Origin of the sequence: Vreelandella gomseomensis (genome assembly GCF_031451645.1) — a bacterium.
Classification (GTDB): Bacteria; Pseudomonadota; Gammaproteobacteria; order Pseudomonadales; family Halomonadaceae; genus Vreelandella; species Vreelandella gomseomensis.
In genome coordinates, this window is sequence record NZ_JARWAI010000001.1 from 336,061 (window position 1) to 354,296 (window position 18,236).

Below are 18,236 nucleotides of genomic sequence, written 5' to 3' on the forward strand. Positions count from 1 at the left end.
ATCCAAAACGTTTTCAAGACAATCTGTTATCAGCATCGACAGGGTCTGTCGGCGTTGACTACTTTAGCGAAAAAAAACGTAATTAGCGAAACGCGATACGTCAGCCGACAAACATCGTTTCTTAACGTCATGCACTGAGTGTAGTGATGTTCACCGTTTAGGGAGCGTTAACCGGTATACCGCTTTTGCATAGGCCAAGCGGTATCAGTCCACGTTGTAGCCCAAAATGCGCGGTAGCCAGAGCGCAATGCTCGGGAACACCGCGACAAGCGCCAGCGCGCCGGCCATGGCCACGACGAACATCAGCGCCCAACCCAGCGTCTGTTCCAGGCGGATCTTGGCCACTTCCGTGGTAACCATCAAATTCACCGCCACCGGCGGGGTGAACTGCCCGATAGCAATGTTCATGGCCAGCAAAATACCGAACCATACCGGGTTCCACTCAAAATGCTGCATGACCGGTATCAAAATCGGCATCATGATCAGGTAGATGGAAATGGCATCCAGCAGCATTCCGGCTATCAGCACCGCCAGCATGACCAGCATCAGCAGCAGCACGCCGTTGTCGGTGAGACCGATAATCCACTCTGCCAGATGACGGAAAGTGCCCAGCATGGTGCCCGCCCAGGCAAAAATGCCCGCCAGCGCAATAATCAGCATCACCACGCCGGAGATAATCGCCGCTTCGCCGAACAGTTCCCACAGATCACGCCAGGACAGCTCGCGGGTCAGAAAAAGCCCGACGATGGCACCGTAGGCAACCGCCACCACGGCGGCTTCCGTCGGGGTAAATAGCCCCGAGCGCAGCCCCCCGAGGATCAGCACCGGGGCAAACAGCGCGGGCAGAGCCTGCTTGAAGGTGTCGCGCACGCTCAGCCGCTCGGCCCCTTCCGCCGGCGCCCCGCCTTCCCATCCATAGCGCCTGGACACCAGCAATGCCGGCAGCAACAGTGCCAGACCGGCCAGTATCCCGGGGAACAAGCCCGCGGCAAACAGGGCACGCAGATCCACCCCCGGCACCACGATCGAGTAGAGGATCAGCGCGACGGAAGGGGGAATGAGAATCGCCGTGGAAGCCGACGCCGCGATCAGCGTGGCGGAAAACGGCTTGGGGTAGCCGGCCTTGGTCATGCTCGGCAGCATCACCATGGCGACCGCCGCGGCATCGGCGGGGCCGGAGCCACTCATGCCGCCCATGATCATGCACACCAGCACCGCCACCAGCGCCAGACCGCCATGGCGCGGGCCAATCAACGCCTGAGCGAAGCGCACCAGGCGCAGCGCGACACCGGCACGCTCGAAAATCAGCCCGGTCAAGATGAACAGCGGAATCGCGATCAGCGGATACTTGGCAATGCTGTTGTAGGTATTGGTGCCCAGGGTCGCCAGCATGTCCGGCGACAGCCCGATCACGATGCCCACTGCGCCCGACAACGCCAGCGAAAACGCCACCGGCACGCCCGCGATGAGAAACCCAGCGAAGGCCAGAATCATCCATACATCAGGCGTCATCGGCGTGTCTCCCGGCCAGACGGTCGAGGGTCTGCTGCAACAGACGCCACAGCATGGCAGCGGACAGCACCGGCAACCAGACGATATACCACCACTGCGGCAGGCCAAGACCGGGCGAAAGCGACTGCCAATGATATTCCTGCCAGGCCAGCTTGGCGCCATACCAGGTGATCAACCCCAGCACCACGGCCCCACACAGCGCCTGAAAGCCTATCAATAGCCGACGCGGGCCAGGGGGCAGCGCGCGCTCCAGAAAACTGATGCGAATATGGCGTTGACGACGCAGCGCCACGGACGCCCCGGCGAAAGTCAGCACCACCAGCAGGAACACGGAAAATTCTTCGGTGAAGGAAAATGAGCCGCCGGTCAGATAGCGCGTGATCACGTTTCCCAGGCTGATCAGCGAAATGATGATCAGTGCCAGCGCCGCCAGCCAGCGTTCGGGGCGCGCATCCGGAATGCCTTTCATGACAGCCTCACAGCTAAAGCTACCGGCCCTAAAGGCCGGTAGGAAAACAATAAAAATGAATAGGCTGTGCCTAGCGAGCGTCGATAGCCGTCTGTGCGGCCTCTACGAGATCTTCACCAATCCGCGGTGCCCACTCATCGTATACAGCGTGTGTGGCGTCAACAAAGGCTTGGTACTGCGCATCGGTCAGCTCCGTCACCGTGACGCCGCGCTCCCGAATAGCCGCGAGGCGATCGCTCTCTTCTTCACGCGTCATAGCGATTTCCCACTCGCCTGCCTCGACGGCGGTGTCGCGCAGCAGGGTACGGTGTTCTTCGCTAAGCGACTGCCATACCTGCTGGTTAACAGCGAAAATCAGCGGGTCGTTCATATAGTTCCACAGCGTCAAGTGCTCTTGACCGACCTGGTCAATGCGCGCCACATCAAATACCGAAAGCGGGTTTTCCTGACCGTCTACCGCCCCGGTAGTAAGCGCAGGCTTGGCATCCGCCCAGCTCATTTGCGTGGGGTCGGCATTCAGCGCCGAGAACGTATCCTGGAACAGCGGCGACCCGACGACGCGAATCTTCAGGCCTTCCAGATCCTCGGGCTCGCTGATGGGGCCCTGGGAGTTGGAGACCTGACGGAAGCCATTTTCGCCCCAGGCAAGCGGTATCACGCCGCGCGACTCGATCGCCTCGAACACCATGTCACCGGCTTCCCCACCGGTGACCGCGTCGACGGCCGCTTCATCGGGAATGAAGAACGGCAGCGAGAAGAGATTGAGCTCGGGCACCTGCGGCGACCAGTTGATGGTCGAACCGACCGCCGCATCGATGAGCCCCGAGCGCATGGCCGAAAATTCGCGTGTCTGGTCACCGGATACCAGCTGAGAATTGGGATATACCCGCATCGTCAGCTCACCGTCGCTGCGTTCCTCGACCAATTCTGCCCACTTTTCCGCCGCCTGGCCCCAGGGAAAGGCATCGGGCAATACCGTTGAAACGGACAGTTCGCGCGCCTGCGCCGAGAACGAAAAAGACAGCAGCAGCGCACCGGCGAGACCGGTGGAAACGCAAGCCATTGAGCGTGTCAGCGTCATAACAGATCCTTTTTTATCGATTTTTATGGTGGTGTATGCAACGGCACAACGCCGTTGGTGGAGCTCCATTTCATTGTAAGCACTTCACTCACAAAAAGAAGCCACCCAAGTTCGGCATGAACGACAGCGTCATCCTGCCTTACGGGTCGTCGCGTTCACCCGTCAGATGATGGGAAGGCAGCTACTTGTCACCCGATCATTCTGGCACTTAACCAAGCTGATACAATGGCAATAATTTACACCTATCAACGGACATCAACGTGCCCCTACGCGACCTGCTGCTCGGCTTATTCGTTATCGCCATTTGGGCGTTGAATATTATTGTTATCAAGGTCGGCGTCGCAGAACTCCCGCCGCTGTTGATGACCACGCTGCGCTTTACGCTGGTCGCCGTGCTGCTGGTGCCCTTCTATCCGGTAGCCCGAGCCCAGCTGCCTTTTTTGCTATTACTTTCCTTCACCTTCGGCAGCCTGCATTTCGGCCTGCTGTTTATTGGCTTACAGCAGGCCGAGGCGGGTACCGGTGCGCTTTTAGTGCAGATGGGCACGCCCTTTGCCACGCTGCTGGCGGTGATCTTTCTGAAAGAGAAGCTAGGCCCCAAACGTGTTGTCGGGCTGCTGCTCTCGTTTGCGGGCATTATCGTATTAGCGGGGGGCCCCACCTTACCGACGCCCCTTCCCCTGGCGATTCTTTTGTGTAGCGCCATGGGCTGGGCGGTATCGCAGCTATTGATCAAGCGTGGCCCGCCGATTGCGCCGATGGCGCTGGCAGGCTGGGTCGCGCTGTTTGCCGTACCCCAGGTCGCGCTGGGTTCGTGGCTGTTCGAGAGTGGCCAGTGGCAGGCAGTACAGCAAGCGAACTGGTTGGGCTGGGGGGCAATGGTCTATACCGCCGTGATGTCGTCGATTGTCGCTTATGGCATCTGGTACGCGCTGCTGCGCCGCCACCCCGTCAACCGTGTGGTGCCCATGACGCTGCTCGTACCGGTATTGGCGGTAGGCCTGGGCGCACTGTTGATGGGCGACAGCCTAGGCGTGCACAAGCTAATGGGCGGCGGCCTGGTGATCGCGGGCATTGCCCTGATTGTGATCAAATTTCGCCGTCGCCCGGTCTAGGGCTGGCAGAAACCGGCTTCATCCGGGACGGAAACACAATCACCCACGTTGATGCCACGCTCGGCAAAATAGCCGGCGTTGACTTCCAGCGCCGCATGGTAGGCGGCGCCCGCTGGGTAAGAGGGGCAGTCGCGGGGCGACGACGACTCACAGGGCTGCATGGTATCAATCGCGACGATGCGGCCGTCGTCATCGATGAAGGCGATGTCCAAAGGGATCAGGGTACGGTACATCCAGAAGCCTTTGCCGGGCGCCTGTTCGCGCTCGAAGACAAACAGCATGCCGCGCTTTTCGCCGAGCGTCTCACGCCCCATCAGGCCTTGCTGACGCTGGGCCAGCGACTTGGCCACTTCCACCGTCAAACGATGCGGGCCCTGCTCGGTATGAATCGCCAGCGCCAGGGTATCGGCGTCGCTTGCCGCCTCCTGGGCCCACAGGGAGCCGCCGGGCAGCATCAGCGACAACGGCAACATGAGTGACGTCTTGAGCAGCGTCCGCCGGTTCATGGTCATATCGGTGTCCTTTTCTCGTTGGGCGTCATGTCGTCGCCCTGTCCTGGCATTAAATGGATGCCCCCCGCCAGCAGGGACACATGGACGGCGGCGCCGGGCGTCAAGTCATTACGCCGTGCGGCGTGGGTGGCGATATCGAAACGTAGCACATCGCCATGTGGAACGCGCAACGCCACCGACGTCATGCTGCCAAGCACCAGCATATCGTCAACGCTCGCCGCCACCGGGTTTTCGCGTTCACCGTGGGAAGGTCGTCCGCGACGATGCAGCACGATGTCAGACGGCGGCAGATACCATGCCACCTGCGTGCCTGGCGCAAGCCCTTCAAGCCCCGTCGCGACGTCCAGCTCCACGTTTCCCCAGCGCAGGCGGTGCGTTCCCGCCGACCCAACCACCTGCCCCTGATAGACGTTGTGCCGATCCAGCAAGCGCGCCACGCTGGGCGAGGCCGGGGTTCGAAACAGCGTCTCGGGAGACGCCTGCTGGAGGCTATTGCCGTTATGCAGCACGCAGATCTGATCCGCCAGCGCCGAAGCTTCTTCAAGGTCGTGGGTGACCAGCACAATGGGTATCGAGATGTGCTGGCGAAGCCTGGCCAGCTCGCGCTGGAGGCGCCGCCTGGTGACCTGATCCACCGCCGAAAACGGCTCATCGAGCAGCAGCACCTGGGGGTCGCGGGCCAATGCCCGGGCGAGCGCCACGCGCTGGCGCTGGCCGCCGGAAAGCTCGCTCGGATAGCGGTTCTCCAACCCCTTCAAGCGCACGGTTTCAAGCCACGCTGCGGCTTTCAGGCGGCGCTGCGGTTGCGGCAAATGGCGCAGCGGAAGCGCAATATTGGCAAGCGCAGTCAGATGGGGAAACAGCGCGTAATCCTGAAACACCATGCCTACCCGGCGCCGCTGGGGCGATAGTGAATGCTGATGCCGGGTATCCAGCCAGGTATCACCGGCGCATTCAATATGCCCATGCTGAGGGCGATAGAGCCCCGCAATCGCGCGCAGCAAGGTGGTTTTACCGCTGCCCGAAGGGCCCACCAGCGCCAGCAGCTCACCGGGCAAGCAGCCGAACCGGGCATCGAGGGGGATCGGCCCCGCCTGCTGCACATTAACCTGAAGCCTAGCCACGCGCCCACCTCCGGCGGCCCGCCAGGCCATAGACCACGCCCAGGGTGGTAAAGGAGACGACCAGCAATAGCGCCGCCATCTGCGCCGCGCCCTGCTCGTCAAAAGCCTGCACTCGGTCGTAGATGGCAATCGCCAGGGTACGCGTTTCGCCATCGATCGCCCCGCCGACCATCAGGATGACGCCAAACTCCCCCAGGGTGTGGGCGAAGGTCAGCGCAGACGCAGACAGGATACCCGGCCATACCAACGGAAGCTCAATGCGCAGCAGGGTTTGCCAGGGGCCAAGCCCGCTGCACCATGCCGCCTCGCGCAGGTTGTGGGGCACGTGCTCAAAGGCACGCTGGATCGGCTGGACGGCAAACGGCAGGTTGGCCACCAGCGACGCCAGCAGGATACCGCTGAAGGTGAAGTTGAGCCCGCCGCCGGTCAGCGTCATCCACAGCTGGCCGACCGGCGCTTCGCGGCCAAAGCTTTGCAGCAGATAAAAGCCGAGCACCGTCGGCGGCAGCACCAGCGGCAGCGCCACCAGCGCTTCGCACAGCCCTTTGCCACGAAACCGGGCAACCGCCAGCCAGCGGCCGAGCAAGATGCCGAGGGGCAGCAAAAACACGCACGTCAGCGCCGCCAGGCGCAGTGACACCGAGAGCGCCGACCAATCCATCAGTCTGTACTGAACCCGTATTGTTGAAAGATAGCGCGAGCCTCGTCCTGCTGCAGCCAGGCATAAAACGCGCGGGCGGTGTCACCGGCCTGGCGGGTAAGCACCATGCGCTGGCGCAGCGGCTGGTGCCAACCCTCAGGGATAAGTACGTACTCACTTCGTTCGGCTAACGCGGGGGCCAGCGCCAATGAATAGGCCACCAGCCCGCCCTGGGCGTCGTCAGTGAGCGCAAACTGCGCGGCCTGAGAGACGTTTTCGCCCAGCACGTGAAGCGCGCGACTTGCCTCCCAAAAGCCCGCATGAGTAAGGACTTGCTGCGCGGCAACGCCATACGGTGCATGGTCGGGGTTGGCCAGCGCAATGCGCGGCCGCTCTCCCTTGGCCTGACGCACCAGCGCCTGTTCAACGCCCGCTAGCGGGGCGCTTGCATCCGGGACGTTGCCCTGCGTCGCTGACTGTAGCCACACTAGGCGCCCACGGGCGTAAATCACCCCGGCGTCGAGCGTATAGCCGTCTTCATGCAGCGCTGCCACATAACGCTCGTCGGCTGACAGAAACAGTTCGAAGGGCGCTCCCTGGGCGATCTGGCGGCGAAAATTACCCGAGGAGCCAAAGTTGAGCCGCAGCGTGTGGCCGCTCTCTTGCTCAAAGCGTGTGGCGGCCTCAGTGAGCGCGAACTGCAGCGAAGAGGCCGCCGCTACCGTTGCCGTCCCCGCCGAGGCGGGCAGTGCAATAAGCATCAGCCATACCATCAGCCATAACCTGCGCATCGTTCAGCCCGCCTGCGGGTCGAGGTGCTGTTCGGTAATGGTCATGACCTTCATGGTGTTGGTACCGCCGTGGGCGTTCATGTGGTCGCCACGGGTCAGAATCACGTAATCGCCGACCTTCGCCACGCCCTGTTTGACCAGCACCTGGAGGGCGCGGTCATTGAGCTCAGTGGCGGTCATGGCAGACGTATCGAACGGCAGCGAGACCACGCCGCGATACAGCGCCATGCGACGCTGAGCGATGGGGTTATGCGCCAGGCCGACAATCGGCAGCCCCGAGCGAATGCGTGAGGCGATCAGTGGGGTATAGCCCGACGAGGTCATGCAGGCAATCGCCGTGACGCCTTCCATATGGTTCGCCGCGTACATCGCGGAAAGCGCAATGGTCTCGTCAGGCCGGGTAAAGCCTTCGTGAATGCGGTGGCCCGATTCCTGGGCCGTTTTTTCCCGTTCAGCCCCCAGACAGACCCGCGCCATGGCATCGACGGTTTCTACCGGGTAGTCCCCCGCCGCCGTCTCGGCCGACAGCATGACCGCATCGCTGCCATCCAGCACCGCATTGGCCACATCGAACACTTCGGCGCGGGTGGGCAGCGGCGCCGCAATCATGCTTTCCATCATTTGCGTGGCGGTGATCACCGCGCGGTTGAGCGTGCGGGCGCGCTTGATCATGCGCTTTTGCACCCCGACCAGTTGGGCATCGCCAATCTCGACGCCCAGGTCACCGCGGGCGACCATCACCGCCTCGGAAGCTGCGATAATGCCGTCCAGGGTGGCGTCATCGGCCACCGCTTCGGCACGTTCCACCTTGGCGACCAGGCCAATCTCAGCCCCCGCCTCGCCCAGCAGGCGGCGTGCTTCAAGCATGTCTTGCGCATGACGAGGGAAGGATATCGCCAGATAATCAACGCCGATCTCGACGGCGGTTTTCAGGTCGGCTTTGTCTTTCTCGGTCAGTGCGGGGGCCGACAGACCACCGCCCTGCTTGTTGATGCCCTTGTTGTTGGAGAGCTTACCGCCCACCACCACCGTGGTATGCACCTGGGTGCCTTGCACCTCGGTGACATCCAGCACGACGCGGCCGTCGTCGAGCAGTAAACGGTCGCCTGACGTCACGTCGTCGGCGAGGGTCTTGTAATCGCAGCCGACCTGAGTGGCATCGCCCGCGTTACCGTCCATCGCCATATCGAGAATAAACGGCTGACCTTCTTCCAGCATCACCGCGCCTTCTTTAAAGCGCGCGACGCGAATCTTGGGGCCTTGAAGATCGCCGAGCACCGCCACGCTGCGGCCCAGCTTGGCGGCGGCTTCGCGCACCTGCTGCAGGCGGCGACGGTGATCGTCGGCGGTGCCGTGGGAGAAATTCAGCCGTACCACATCTACCCCCGCCGCAAGCATGGCATCCAGCACGCCCTCGCGATCACTGGCAGGTCCTAGCGTGGCGACAATTTTGGTACGGCGAATAGAGGAATGATGCAGTGCGTTCATAAAGCTCCCGGGCGCTTAACGTTGATAATCACTAGCCTATCAGTATAAAGCGCTAAACATGACCGCTATGCAACACCCTGCGCTATTCGTTTAGATGAACCCGCAACGTCAATGGGTGCTCGTCGCAGTTATTGCCATCGCCACCTCGATCCACGACCAAAAACTCACCCTCGCGCTCCAGCACCGACTGAATGGCGTGCCAGGTACCCGCGTGATAATTCACGCCCTGGCGGCCATCGGTCACGAACGCACGCACATCCTCAGGGGTGATCATCTCACCGGGAGGGGCCACCACGACGATAAACCGCTCCTGATGCAGCGGCATAAACGCCTGGCTACCCAGCGGGTGGCGCTCAAGAAACGTAAGATCCAGCGGAAGCGTCACCGGCTGGCTGACGAAGATATTGATCAAGGTGCGGGCGTTATCGCCCAGTGTTTCGACCGTCGCCAGATCGTGATGGCGTTGGGTGCGCCCGGCATTGATGGGAAATGAATCTGACGTGCGAGCATCGATCACCTCGCCAAAGGGCGTAAAGGCGTCTGCGGTCAGCGGCTCGGCGGTTAGTTCCAGCATAGCGTTGTCCTTGAACGTTATCGCAGACGAAGAGCGGGGTGACGGTTAACGTCTTTATACAATAAATAGCGGAACGGCCCGGGGCCACCGGCGTAACACGCCTGAGGGCAGAACGCGCGCAGCCACATGAAGTCCCCCGCCTCGACTTCCACCCAGTTCTGATTGAGGTGATAGACCGCCTTGCCCTCCAGCACGTACAGGCCGTGCTCCATGACATGGGTTTCATCAAACGGAATTACCCCGCCCGGCTGGAAGGTGACGATATTGACGTGCATGTCGTGACGCACATCATCGGGTTCAACAAAGCGCGTGGTAGCCCAGCGGCCCTCGGTACCCGGCATCTCGATCGGGGCGATAGCCTGCTCGTTGGTCACGAACGCCTTGGGCACCTCCAGCCCTTCGACAAACTCATACGCCTTGCGCACCCAGTGAAAGCGCACGGGCGCGGCGGATTCATTGCGCACCTGCCAATGACTCCCCGGCGGAATGAACGCATAGCCACCCGGCGTCATCGTATGACGCTCGCCGGAGAGGGTAAGCGTTAACTCACCCTCGACGATAAACAGCACGCCTTCCGCCTGGGTATCCAGCTCGGGCTTGTCGCTACCACCGTCCGGCTGCACTTCCATGATGTACTGGGAAAACGTTTCGGCAAACCCCGACAGCGGTCGCGCCAGCACCCAAAGCCGCGTGGCTTCCCAAAACGGCAGGTGGCTGGTCACGATATCGCGCATCACGCCCTTGGGGATCAGCGCGTAGGCCTCGGTAAATACCGCGCGGTCGGCGGTTAACTGGCTCTGCGGCGGATGCCCGCCGGTCGGAGCGTAATAGGTAGGTGTGTTCATTGTGTATCGGCCTATCAGCGGGTAGCTACGGGATGGTGCTCGGCCCAATGGCGGGCGATATCCACCCGGCGCGCTATCCATACGCGGTCATGGGTTTCGATGTAATCCAAAAAGCGCTGCAAGGCACGAAAACGCCCTGGACGCCCCAATAAACGGCAATGCATGCCTACCGAAAGCATCTTGGGCGCCTCCTCCCCTTCCGCGTAGAGCACATCGAACGCATCGCGCAGGTAGGTAAAGAAGTGATCCGCAGTGTTAAACCCCTGGGGCGCGGCAAAGCGCATGTCGTTGCTGTCCAGCGTGTAGGGCACGATCAAATGGTTGTGATCGCTGCCCTGGCTATCGGTTACCTGGGTCCAGAACGGCAGGTCGTCGCCGTAATAGTCGCTATCGTAAAGGAAACCGCCCTCGTCCAACACCAGTCGACGGGTATTGGGGCTGTCGCGCCCGGTGTACCAGCCCAGCGGTTTCTCGCCGTACAGCCGCTGGAAAATCTCCATGGCGTTTTGCAGGTGTTCGCGCTCGATATGTTCGGGGACTTCCTGATAGTGAATCCAGCGATAGCCGTGGCAGGCAATTTCATGGCCCAACTCCTTGAAGGCCAGGGCGGCCTCGGGGTTGCGCTCCAGCGCCATCGCCACGCCAAACACCGTGAGTGGCAAATCGCGCTTCTCGAACTCGCGCAGAATCCGCCACACCCCGGCGCGGGCGCCGTATTCATAGATCGACTCCATGCTCAGGTGACGATCGGGGAAGGCCGGCGCACCGATAATTTCCGACAAGAACTGTTCCGAGCCGGCATCACCGTGCAGCACGCAGTTCTCGGCGCCTTCTTCGTAATTCAAGACAAACTGCACGGCAATCTTGGCGTTACCCGGCCAGTTGGCGTGGGGCGGTGTACGCCCGTAACCGATCAAGTCACGGGGGTAATCGCGGGGCGTCATGGGCGGCTCCTCAAGCAGATTCGGTCGTGCATGGACTCTGGTGTGGCCGCGGGTAATGCAACCACTCACTTGTATACAAAATAGCCCGATCAAACGCTGACAGCAACGCCGGGCGCCGCTAGCCGCTTGAGACAGCGGCATTTTCCTGGCCATAGACCCGCGCGGCGGCCCAAAAGCTGATCGATCGGTCAACTAACGACTTGAAATGCTACGTAATTTCAGGCTTGCGGTTGAGAAAAAACCGCCCTATTTTGTATACAAGAACGAGAAAATTGTTTACCTAACACCGGTGCCTTACCACCGAAAGGAGAACTGGGTGGCCCACATACGTATCATCAACCCCAACACCACGGCCTCGATGACCGCCGCGATTTATCGTGCCGCCAATGACTACGCCGCCGTGGGTACCGAGGTCAGCGCCTGTCAGCCGGCGTCCGGGCCGGTGTCGATCGAAAGCCATTTCGATGAGGCGGTCAGCGCCGTGGGCGTTGCCCAGGAAGTCCTCAAAGGTGAACGCGAAGGCAACATCGACGCCTACGTGGTGGCCTGCTTTGGCGACCCGGGCTTGCTCGCCGCCCGCGAGCTTACCCGCGCCCCGGTGGTCGGCATTGCCGAGGCCGCTTTTCACATGGCGACGCTGGTCAGCACGCGTTTTTCGATCGTCACCACCCTCGGCCGCACCGGCATCATCGCCGAACACCTGCTGGAGCAGTACGGCTTTCGCCACCACTGCCGCCGCATTCGGGCGGCGGAAATTCCGGTGCTCGACCTTGAGCATCATCCGGAGGTGGCCTACCGGCGCATTGTCGAGGAATGCTGCCGCGCCCGTGACGAGGATGGCATCGGCGCAATTGTGCTGGGCTGCGGGGGCATGGCCAACCTCACCCAGGAAATCAGCCGCGAGGTCGGGCTGCCGGTGATCGAGGGTGTCACGGCGGGGCTCAAGCTTGCCGAGTCGCTGGTGGGGCTGGGCCTTTACACCAGCAAGCACGGCGATTTGGACTACCCTCGCGCCAAGCCGTTTACCGGTCAGTTCGCTGACTTCTCGAACCTGACGCTGCCGCCGGACGGCTAACCCAGAGAACATCACGACGATGCCGCCCAATAACAATAAGGCATCGACAACCCACGCCAGCCGCAAGCATCCCCACACCGATCGGGATCAATAAAACTGATAATCTTGCGAGGACGACACCATGAGTGCATCACCATCGGGTCTGACGTCGGACGACCCAGCGACCGTCACACCCAGCGACGGCCGGAAAAGCATAGGCGACGAGTCGCTCGCGCCGCAAAGTACGCGAATAATGGGGCGCGCCTCTTATTTTCTTGCCTGGTTTGGCGGCTGCGTGTCCATCGGCACTTTCGCGATGGGATCAAGCGTTGTCGGCACGCTCAACCTGATTCAGGCCACCCTGGCGATTGCCATTGGCTGCTTTGTGATCGGCATCGCCTTGGCCCTGAATGGGGCGGCGGGCTATAAATACGGCATTCCTTTCATGGTCCAGGCGCGCAGCGCCTTTGGCTTTGCGGGCACGCGGCTGCCGGGGCTGGTGCGCGCGGTACCGGCGATCGTGTGGTACGGCTTTCAAAGCTGGATCGGCGCCGGTGCGCTGAACATGGTATCGGCTACGTTGTTCGGCTTTGATAACGTGGTGTTCTTTTTCATCGCCTTCCAACTGCTGCAGATCGCCCTGTCGGTCACCGGCTTTCAGGGCATCAAGTGGCTGGAGAACCTGGGTAGCGGGTTTATTCTGCTCTCGCTGGTCTACATGTTCGTCGCCACAATCCAGCGTTACGGGGATGAGCTTTCCGCGAACCTGCTGACCATGGAAGGCTCCTGGGGCATGCCGTTCTGGGGCGCCACCATGCTGTTTCTGGGCATCTACAGCACCATGATGCTTAACGTCAGCGACTACTCGCGGGAGCATAAGACCGGCTCCGGACCCGGTTTGCTGACCACCCTCTATGCCATGTCGATTCTGCCCTGCACGCTGTTCATGGGGCTGATTGGTTTCATGGTTTCGGAAGCCACCGGCACCGCCGACCCCATTCAGGTGTTTGCCAACGCCGTGGATAACACCCCGCTGCTGATGACGACGCTGCTGTTCATCGCCTTTGCCCAGGTCACCACCAACGTACTCAACAACGTGGTGCCGCCTACCTACGTGCTGATGGACGTGTTCAAGCTCAAGTTTCCAATCGCCACCGTGATCGTCGGTCTACTGGCCTTCGCGACCTTTCCCTGGAAGCTGGTGCAGCCAGGCTCAGCCGAGGGCCTGCAGCTCTTCGTGCAGACCTATTCCGCCTTTCTCGGGCCGATCTTTGCCATTCTGGTGGTCGATTATTACCTGATTCGCCGCCGCACCCTGGACCTCGACAAGCTCTACGACCCCAGCGGCCCCTATCAGGGCGTCAACGCCGCCGCCCTGATCGCCACCGCAGTGGGCATCGCGGCGGCACTCATGTTCTCAGCGATTTCCTGGTACGCCAGCCTGATCCCCGCTGGGCTGACCTACTTCCTGTTGATGAAGCACTGGCCCGCCTGCCAGCGCTTTACCCAATAACCGTTGCGCGCCGCCAGCCGCTGGCGGCCTTGCACATCCAACAGAGTAAACGCTATGAACGAGACACCCAGTCAGGATTCGATGACCATCAAGCGCATCGACCCGTCGCTCTACAATGCCGACCTCGCCCCGCTGAAACCCGAAGACCGCACCTGGGGGGCGTTTGAAATTTTCAACGTCTGGTCCAACGACATCCAGAGCCTGTTTGGCTATACCCTTGCCGCCTCGCTGTTTCTGACCTACGGCCTGAACGGCTGGGCGGTCATGGCGGCGATTATCCTTGCCGGGGTGATCGTCATGTTTCTGGTCAACCTTACGGGTAAGCCAAGCGTCAAATATGGCATTCCCTTTCCGGTGATGGTACGCGCCAGCATGGGCGTGCGTGGGGCCAACCTGCCCGCGATGCTGCGGGCGATTGTGGGGATTTTCTGGTACGGCGTGCAGACCTACTTTGCCTCGACCGCCATGACGCTGCTGCTGGCAGCGCTGTTTGGTGGCGGTGACGGCGCCACTTTCCTGGGATTATCCAGCTTAGCGTGGATATCGTTCATCATCGTCTGGCTGTTCCAGATCGCGATCTTCTGGGCGGGTATCGAGCGTATCAAGCACTTCCTCAACTGGGCAGGGCCGCTGGTTTACCTGGTCATGATCGCGCTCATGGTCATCGTCTGGGTCAAGGCTGGCAGCGAATTATTGCCTGCGATTGACACGATTTTCAGCGGCGGCGAAGCCGATACCACCACGCATCCAGTTGGTGCCTTCATGGCCATTGTGGGCACCATGGTGGCCTACTTCGCGGCAGTGGTGATCAACTTCGGCGACTTTACCCGCTTTGTGAAAACCGAGCGCCAGATGAAACTGGGTAACCTGCTGGGGCTACCGCTCAACGTGGCGTTTTTCTCGTTCATCGCGCTGATCATCACCGCCGGCACCCTGGTGCTGTTCGGCGAGGCGTTGACCAACCCCTCCGATATCGTCGAGCGCGTGGACGCGTTACCGCTGACCATCGTGGCCGCCCTGACCTTCTTCGCGGCCACCGTGGGCATCAACCTGGTGGCGAACTTCATACCGCCCGCCTACGACCTCGCCAACCTGTTCCCCGGCAAGATCAGCTTCAAGATGGGCGGCCTGATTACCGCCATCATCGCCTTCTTTGTCGGCGCGCTGTGGGTGTCGGTGATCAGTCAAATCGGCGTGCCGGGCTTCGTGAATGCGCTTGGCGCCATCGTGGCCCCGTTCTACGGCATCATCGTGGTCGACTACTACCTGATCAAGCGCCAGCACCTGAACATGCAGGCGCTGTTTTCCGCCGAGCCCGACGCCGCCTACTACTACACCCAGGGCTGGAACACCCGGGCGCTGATGGCCTTCGGCGGCGCGGCGATATTTTCGCTATCCACCGTCCTGGTACCGGCGCTGGCAAGCCTCAACGGCTACGGCTGGTTAATGGGCGCGGGCCTTGGCGGGCTGTTCTACTTCATCTTGATGCGCCCCTTTAAAGCAGCCCCCAGGTATGCTGGGCAAAAGGCCAGCTGAGGCCAGTCAGCCGCCACTGATGGCGTAACAATCAAGGCCTGGTACGCGCGCCATCGACCCTGTGTCGATGGCGCTTTTTATTCAATTCGCCTGCCCCCTTCAGGGAGGCATACAAGCGATGCGCGATGGGTCTATCAGGTGAGTCGCGGGTCAGCATGGTTCACGCCACCGCTCCCAAGGTGGAAGCGGGTCCAGCAACTCGAACAAATAGTCAAGAAAAATACGCACCTTGCGTGAGCGCAGGCGTCGTTCGGTGGTCAGTACATGAATACCCCGCCGCCCCGGCACGACCTCGCAGCGCCAGGGTTCGAGCAGGGCAACCAGCGCGCCGGTTTTGAGTTCGTCGGCAATCAGCCAGGTCGGAAACATTACCAGCCCCTGGCCCAGCAGTGCTGCATGCACCAGGCTGATGGCATCGTTGCTGTAGAGGTTGCCCGTCACCTCGAAAGGCGTGGCGCTGCCCTGTTCCTGTGCCTGAAAGTACCACCGCTGCCGGCCCATCTCGCCCTGATAGAGCAAGCAATTGTGATCGACGAGCGCCTCGGGTGATTCGGGCGCCCCATGCGCTTGAAGATAGCTCGGCGACGCCGCGATCACGTAATTCATCGGCGCCAGGCGGCGGGCAATCAGCGACGAATCCGCAAGCTTGCCCACGCGAAAGGTGACGTCGTGCCCCTCGCGAACCGGGTCGACCACATGGTCGTCAAGCTGCAGCTCAGCCCTGAGGGAAGGATAGCGATCCTGAAAGCGATGCAGCAGGGGCACGATCTGACGTTGGCCGAACGCCACCGGCGCATTGATACGCAGCATGCCGCTGAGTTCCGCGTCCGGATGTGCCAATGCCTCTGTGGCGCTGTCGAGCCGCTCCAGAATGTCGCGCACCTCCTCGTAGTAGCGCCAACCCGCCTCGGTGAGTGTCACCGCCCGGGTATGCCGGTACAGCAACGGCTGACCCACGGCCTCTTCCAACCCCTGGATCTGCCGAGAGATGGAAGAAACGGCTCGATGGAAGTGTCGAGCGGCGGCGGTGAAGCTTCCCGTCGCCGCGACACGCTCGAAGACACGCAGGGCATTGAGGTCCATCGTTTTGAAACTCCTTGAGTTGCGCTCTACGCAATAAAGATTTGCAGTGCTTTTGATTGTAGCAATGAACGCTCACTACCAGAATGCAGGCATCGGCTGCCCCCCTGGCGGCCAGACATCATTCACGAAAGGAGACTTCCCATGCGTAAAGGCATTGCACTCGTGGTCGGTGCCACGGGCATTACCGGTGGCAATTTGGCATCCTACCTGGTGGCAAGCGGCTGGACGGTTTACGGGCTGTCGCGTCACCCAAGTGAACACAGCGGCGTCATTCCGGTGACTACCGACTTGCTTGACGCCTCGGCTACCCAGGAGGCACTGGCCGGCCTGCCGATTACCCACGTCTTCTACTGCACATGGGTGGGGCGCGAGAACGAGAAGGCCAACGTCGAGGCCAATAGCGCCATGATGCGCAACCTGTTCGCGGCGCTTGATGACGCTAATCTCGAGCACGCTTCGCTGGTCACGGGCACCAAGCAATATCTCGGGTCATTTGAAGCCTACGGCAGCGGCCGAATTGAAACGCCGTTTCGCGAATCCGAGCCGCGCGTTCCCGGTGATAACTTCTACTATGCCCTGGAGGACGTTCTGTTCGAAAACGCGGAGCGCAAAGGCTTCGCCTGGAACGTACACCGCCCGCACACGGTGATCGGCTATGCGCGTGGCAATGCCATGAACATGGGGACCACGCTCGCCGTCTATGCCTCGATCTGCAAGGCGACCGGCAAGCCCTTCGTGTTTCCCGGCTCACAGACCCAGTGGAACGCGCTGACGGATATGACCGACGCGCTGGTGCTGGCACGCCAGATGGAGTGGGCCGCAACGACGCCAGGCGCCGCGAATCAGGCCTTCAACACCGTCAACGGTGACGTTTTTCGCTGGCGCCGCATGTGGCGCGAGATCGGCGAGTACTTCGGCCTCGACGTTGCAGACTGCCCCGAGACACCGCAGCCGCTGGACACCCAGATGGCGGGGATTGACGCGACCTGGCGCGACATTGCCGAGCAGCATGACCTGATCGAGCCCGATGTCACGAAGCTTGCTTCCTGGTGGCACACGGATGCCGACCTGGGTCGCGACCAGGAGTGCGTCAACGATACCGCCAAGTCACGGGATTTCGGCTTCGACCATTTCCGCGAAACCCGGGGCGCATTCTTCGACCTGTTCGACCGCCTTCGCGCAGAAAAAATCATCCCTTGAGCACCAACGCTCAGCAAGGCAACCGCTAAGCAGCGCCTTCACCCCCCGAATATCTGCTGCAAATCGGGCGCGCTGTCTTCTTCCTCGACCATGGAGAGCGAGGCTTCGATGGCTTTCAGGTGGCGGCTCATGAATGCCTTGGCGCGCTCGCCGTTGCCGGCTTCCAGGTAGCCGATAAGGTCGTCGTGGTCGTGGGATTCGCAGCCCAGGTGGCCGCGATGACCGTAAACGGCGAGTATCAGCGACGAGCGTGAACACAGGGTTTCCACAAAGGCCGCCAAGGTAGCGTTGCCGGAAAGCTGAGCCAGGCGTACGTGGAAGTCTGCCGACAGGCGAATGGCGACGCTCTGTTGACCGCTGCGCAGCGCCTGGCGTTCGCGCTGGGCCATGTCGCGCAGCTCCGCCGCTTCTTTTTCATTCATGCGCCGTGCCACGTCGGGCATCAGCCCGCATTCGATCAGCTGACGGGCGTCGAACACGTCCTTGGCTTCGTCGGCGGTGGGCCGGGTGACGCTGGCCCCGCGGCGCGGGGTCAGGGTAACCAGCTGCTCCAGCGCCAGCCGCTGCAAGATTTTGCGAATGCCGGTGCGACTGATGCCGAACACCTCGGCCAGGGCATCTTCGCGCAGCCGCGCCCCGGGCTTGAGCCGCTGCTCCACAATCGCGTCGCTTACCGCGCGATAAATCGCCTCGTGACGCTCATCGCCTTCCGCTTTTGATGCGGATCGCTTAGCCACCGCCTGCGCATCGCTCAT

Annotated in this window: 18 protein-coding genes; 5 read left to right on the top strand and 13 right to left on the bottom strand. The window is 61.5% G+C overall.

Annotated elements, in window-relative coordinates; translation table 11 throughout:
* Positions 1-204: 204 nt before the first annotated feature.
* From QC815_RS01410 to QC815_RS01420, 3 genes are all read right to left on the bottom strand, one after another.
* Positions 205-1,512, bottom strand: coding sequence for a TRAP transporter large permease (locus tag QC815_RS01410; RefSeq protein WP_230446001.1), 1,308 nt, complete (start codon positions 1,510-1,512; stop codon positions 205-207).
* Entirely contained in the window at positions 1,502-1,981 is a 480-nt protein-coding gene (locus QC815_RS01415; RefSeq protein ID WP_309766565.1) for a TRAP transporter small permease, read from the bottom strand. The genes QC815_RS01410 and QC815_RS01415 overlap by 11 nt, the downstream gene beginning before the upstream one ends.
* 70 nt (positions 1,982-2,051) lie before the next feature.
* The gene (locus tag QC815_RS01420) at positions 2,052-3,062 is read right to left on the bottom strand and encodes a DctP family TRAP transporter solute-binding subunit (protein ID WP_230445999.1); all 1,011 of its coding nucleotides are present in this window, start codon (positions 3,060-3,062) and stop codon (positions 2,052-2,054) included.
* Between the two features lie 260 nt (positions 3,063-3,322).
* Here QC815_RS01420 and QC815_RS01425 point away from each other — a divergent pair, with 260 nt between their 5' ends.
* On the top strand, positions 3,323-4,177 hold the full coding sequence (locus tag QC815_RS01425) for a DMT family transporter (protein ID WP_309766567.1): 855 nt from the start codon (positions 3,323-3,325) through the stop codon (positions 4,175-4,177).
* Here the strand turns inward: QC815_RS01425 and QC815_RS01430 are convergent.
* The 8 genes from QC815_RS01430 to puuE all read right to left on the bottom strand — a co-directional run bounded on the left by QC815_RS01430 (position 4,174) and on the right by puuE (position 11,095).
* Entirely contained in the window at positions 4,174-4,689 is a 516-nt protein-coding gene (locus QC815_RS01430; RefSeq protein ID WP_230445997.1) for a DUF192 domain-containing protein, read from the bottom strand. The two genes, QC815_RS01425 and QC815_RS01430, sit on opposite strands and share 4 nt — an antisense overlap.
* Entirely contained in the window at positions 4,686-5,813 is a 1,128-nt protein-coding gene (locus QC815_RS01435) for an ABC transporter ATP-binding protein (protein WP_309766568.1), read from the bottom strand. Before QC815_RS01435 ends, QC815_RS01430 begins: the two co-directional genes overlap by 4 nt.
* A complete protein-coding gene (modB, locus tag QC815_RS01440) occupies positions 5,806-6,474 on the bottom strand; it encodes a molybdate ABC transporter permease subunit (RefSeq protein WP_230445995.1) in 669 nt (222 codons plus the stop codon). The genes QC815_RS01435 and modB overlap by 8 nt, the downstream gene beginning before the upstream one ends.
* The gene (gene modA / locus QC815_RS01445; protein ID WP_230445994.1) at positions 6,474-7,244 is read right to left on the bottom strand and encodes a molybdate ABC transporter substrate-binding protein; all 771 of its coding nucleotides are present in this window, start codon (positions 7,242-7,244) and stop codon (positions 6,474-6,476) included. Before modA ends, modB begins: the two co-directional genes overlap by 1 nt.
* 3 nt (positions 7,245-7,247) lie before the next feature.
* A complete protein-coding gene (gene pyk, locus QC815_RS01450) occupies positions 7,248-8,732 on the bottom strand; it encodes a pyruvate kinase (protein WP_230445993.1) in 1,485 nt (494 codons plus the stop codon).
* Between the two features lie 82 nt (positions 8,733-8,814).
* Positions 8,815-9,306, bottom strand: a complete 492-nt coding sequence (locus tag QC815_RS01455) for an ureidoglycolate lyase (RefSeq protein ID WP_309766572.1) — start codon at positions 9,304-9,306, stop codon at positions 8,815-8,817.
* Between the two features lie 17 nt (positions 9,307-9,323).
* Entirely contained in the window at positions 9,324-10,151 is an 828-nt protein-coding gene (locus QC815_RS01460) for a bifunctional allantoicase/(S)-ureidoglycine aminohydrolase (RefSeq protein ID WP_230445991.1), read from the bottom strand.
* A 14-nt stretch (positions 10,152-10,165) separates the two neighbouring features.
* Positions 10,166-11,095, bottom strand: a complete 930-nt coding sequence (gene puuE / locus QC815_RS01465; RefSeq protein ID WP_230445990.1) for an allantoinase PuuE — start codon at positions 11,093-11,095, stop codon at positions 10,166-10,168.
* Between the two features lie 316 nt (positions 11,096-11,411).
* On the opposite strand from puuE, the gene QC815_RS01470 reads away from it, so the two are divergent.
* The 3 genes from QC815_RS01470 to QC815_RS01480 all read left to right on the top strand — a co-directional run bounded on the left by QC815_RS01470 (position 11,412) and on the right by QC815_RS01480 (position 15,198).
* Positions 11,412-12,170, top strand: a complete 759-nt coding sequence (locus QC815_RS01470; protein WP_309766576.1) for an aspartate/glutamate racemase family protein — start codon at positions 11,412-11,414, stop codon at positions 12,168-12,170.
* Positions 12,171-12,291: 121 nt separating this feature from the next.
* Positions 12,292-13,662, top strand: coding sequence for an NCS1 family transporter (locus tag QC815_RS01475; RefSeq protein WP_230445989.1), 1,371 nt, complete (start codon positions 12,292-12,294; stop codon positions 13,660-13,662).
* A gap of 54 nt (positions 13,663-13,716) precedes the next feature.
* Complete coding sequence (locus QC815_RS01480) at positions 13,717-15,198, top strand: NCS1 family nucleobase:cation symporter-1 (protein ID WP_230445988.1); 1,482 nt, start codon at positions 13,717-13,719, stop codon at positions 15,196-15,198.
* 150 nt (positions 15,199-15,348) lie between these two features.
* Here QC815_RS01480 and QC815_RS01485 read toward each other — a convergent pair whose 3' ends face one another.
* Positions 15,349-16,281 carry a LysR family transcriptional regulator gene (locus tag QC815_RS01485; RefSeq protein WP_309766578.1) on the bottom strand — a complete coding sequence of 311 codons (933 nt, stop codon included), beginning with the start codon at positions 16,279-16,281 and terminating at the stop codon, positions 15,349-15,351.
* A 141-nt stretch (positions 16,282-16,422) separates the two neighbouring features.
* Between QC815_RS01485 and QC815_RS01490 the strand changes: the two genes are divergently transcribed.
* Entirely contained in the window at positions 16,423-17,481 is a 1,059-nt protein-coding gene (locus tag QC815_RS01490) for an SDR family oxidoreductase (RefSeq protein WP_230445986.1), read from the top strand.
* 38 nt (positions 17,482-17,519) lie between these two features.
* Here the strand turns inward: QC815_RS01490 and QC815_RS01495 are convergent, their stop codons facing one another.
* Complete coding sequence (locus QC815_RS01495) at positions 17,520-18,236, bottom strand: GntR family transcriptional regulator (RefSeq protein WP_230445985.1); 717 nt, start codon at positions 18,234-18,236, stop codon at positions 17,520-17,522.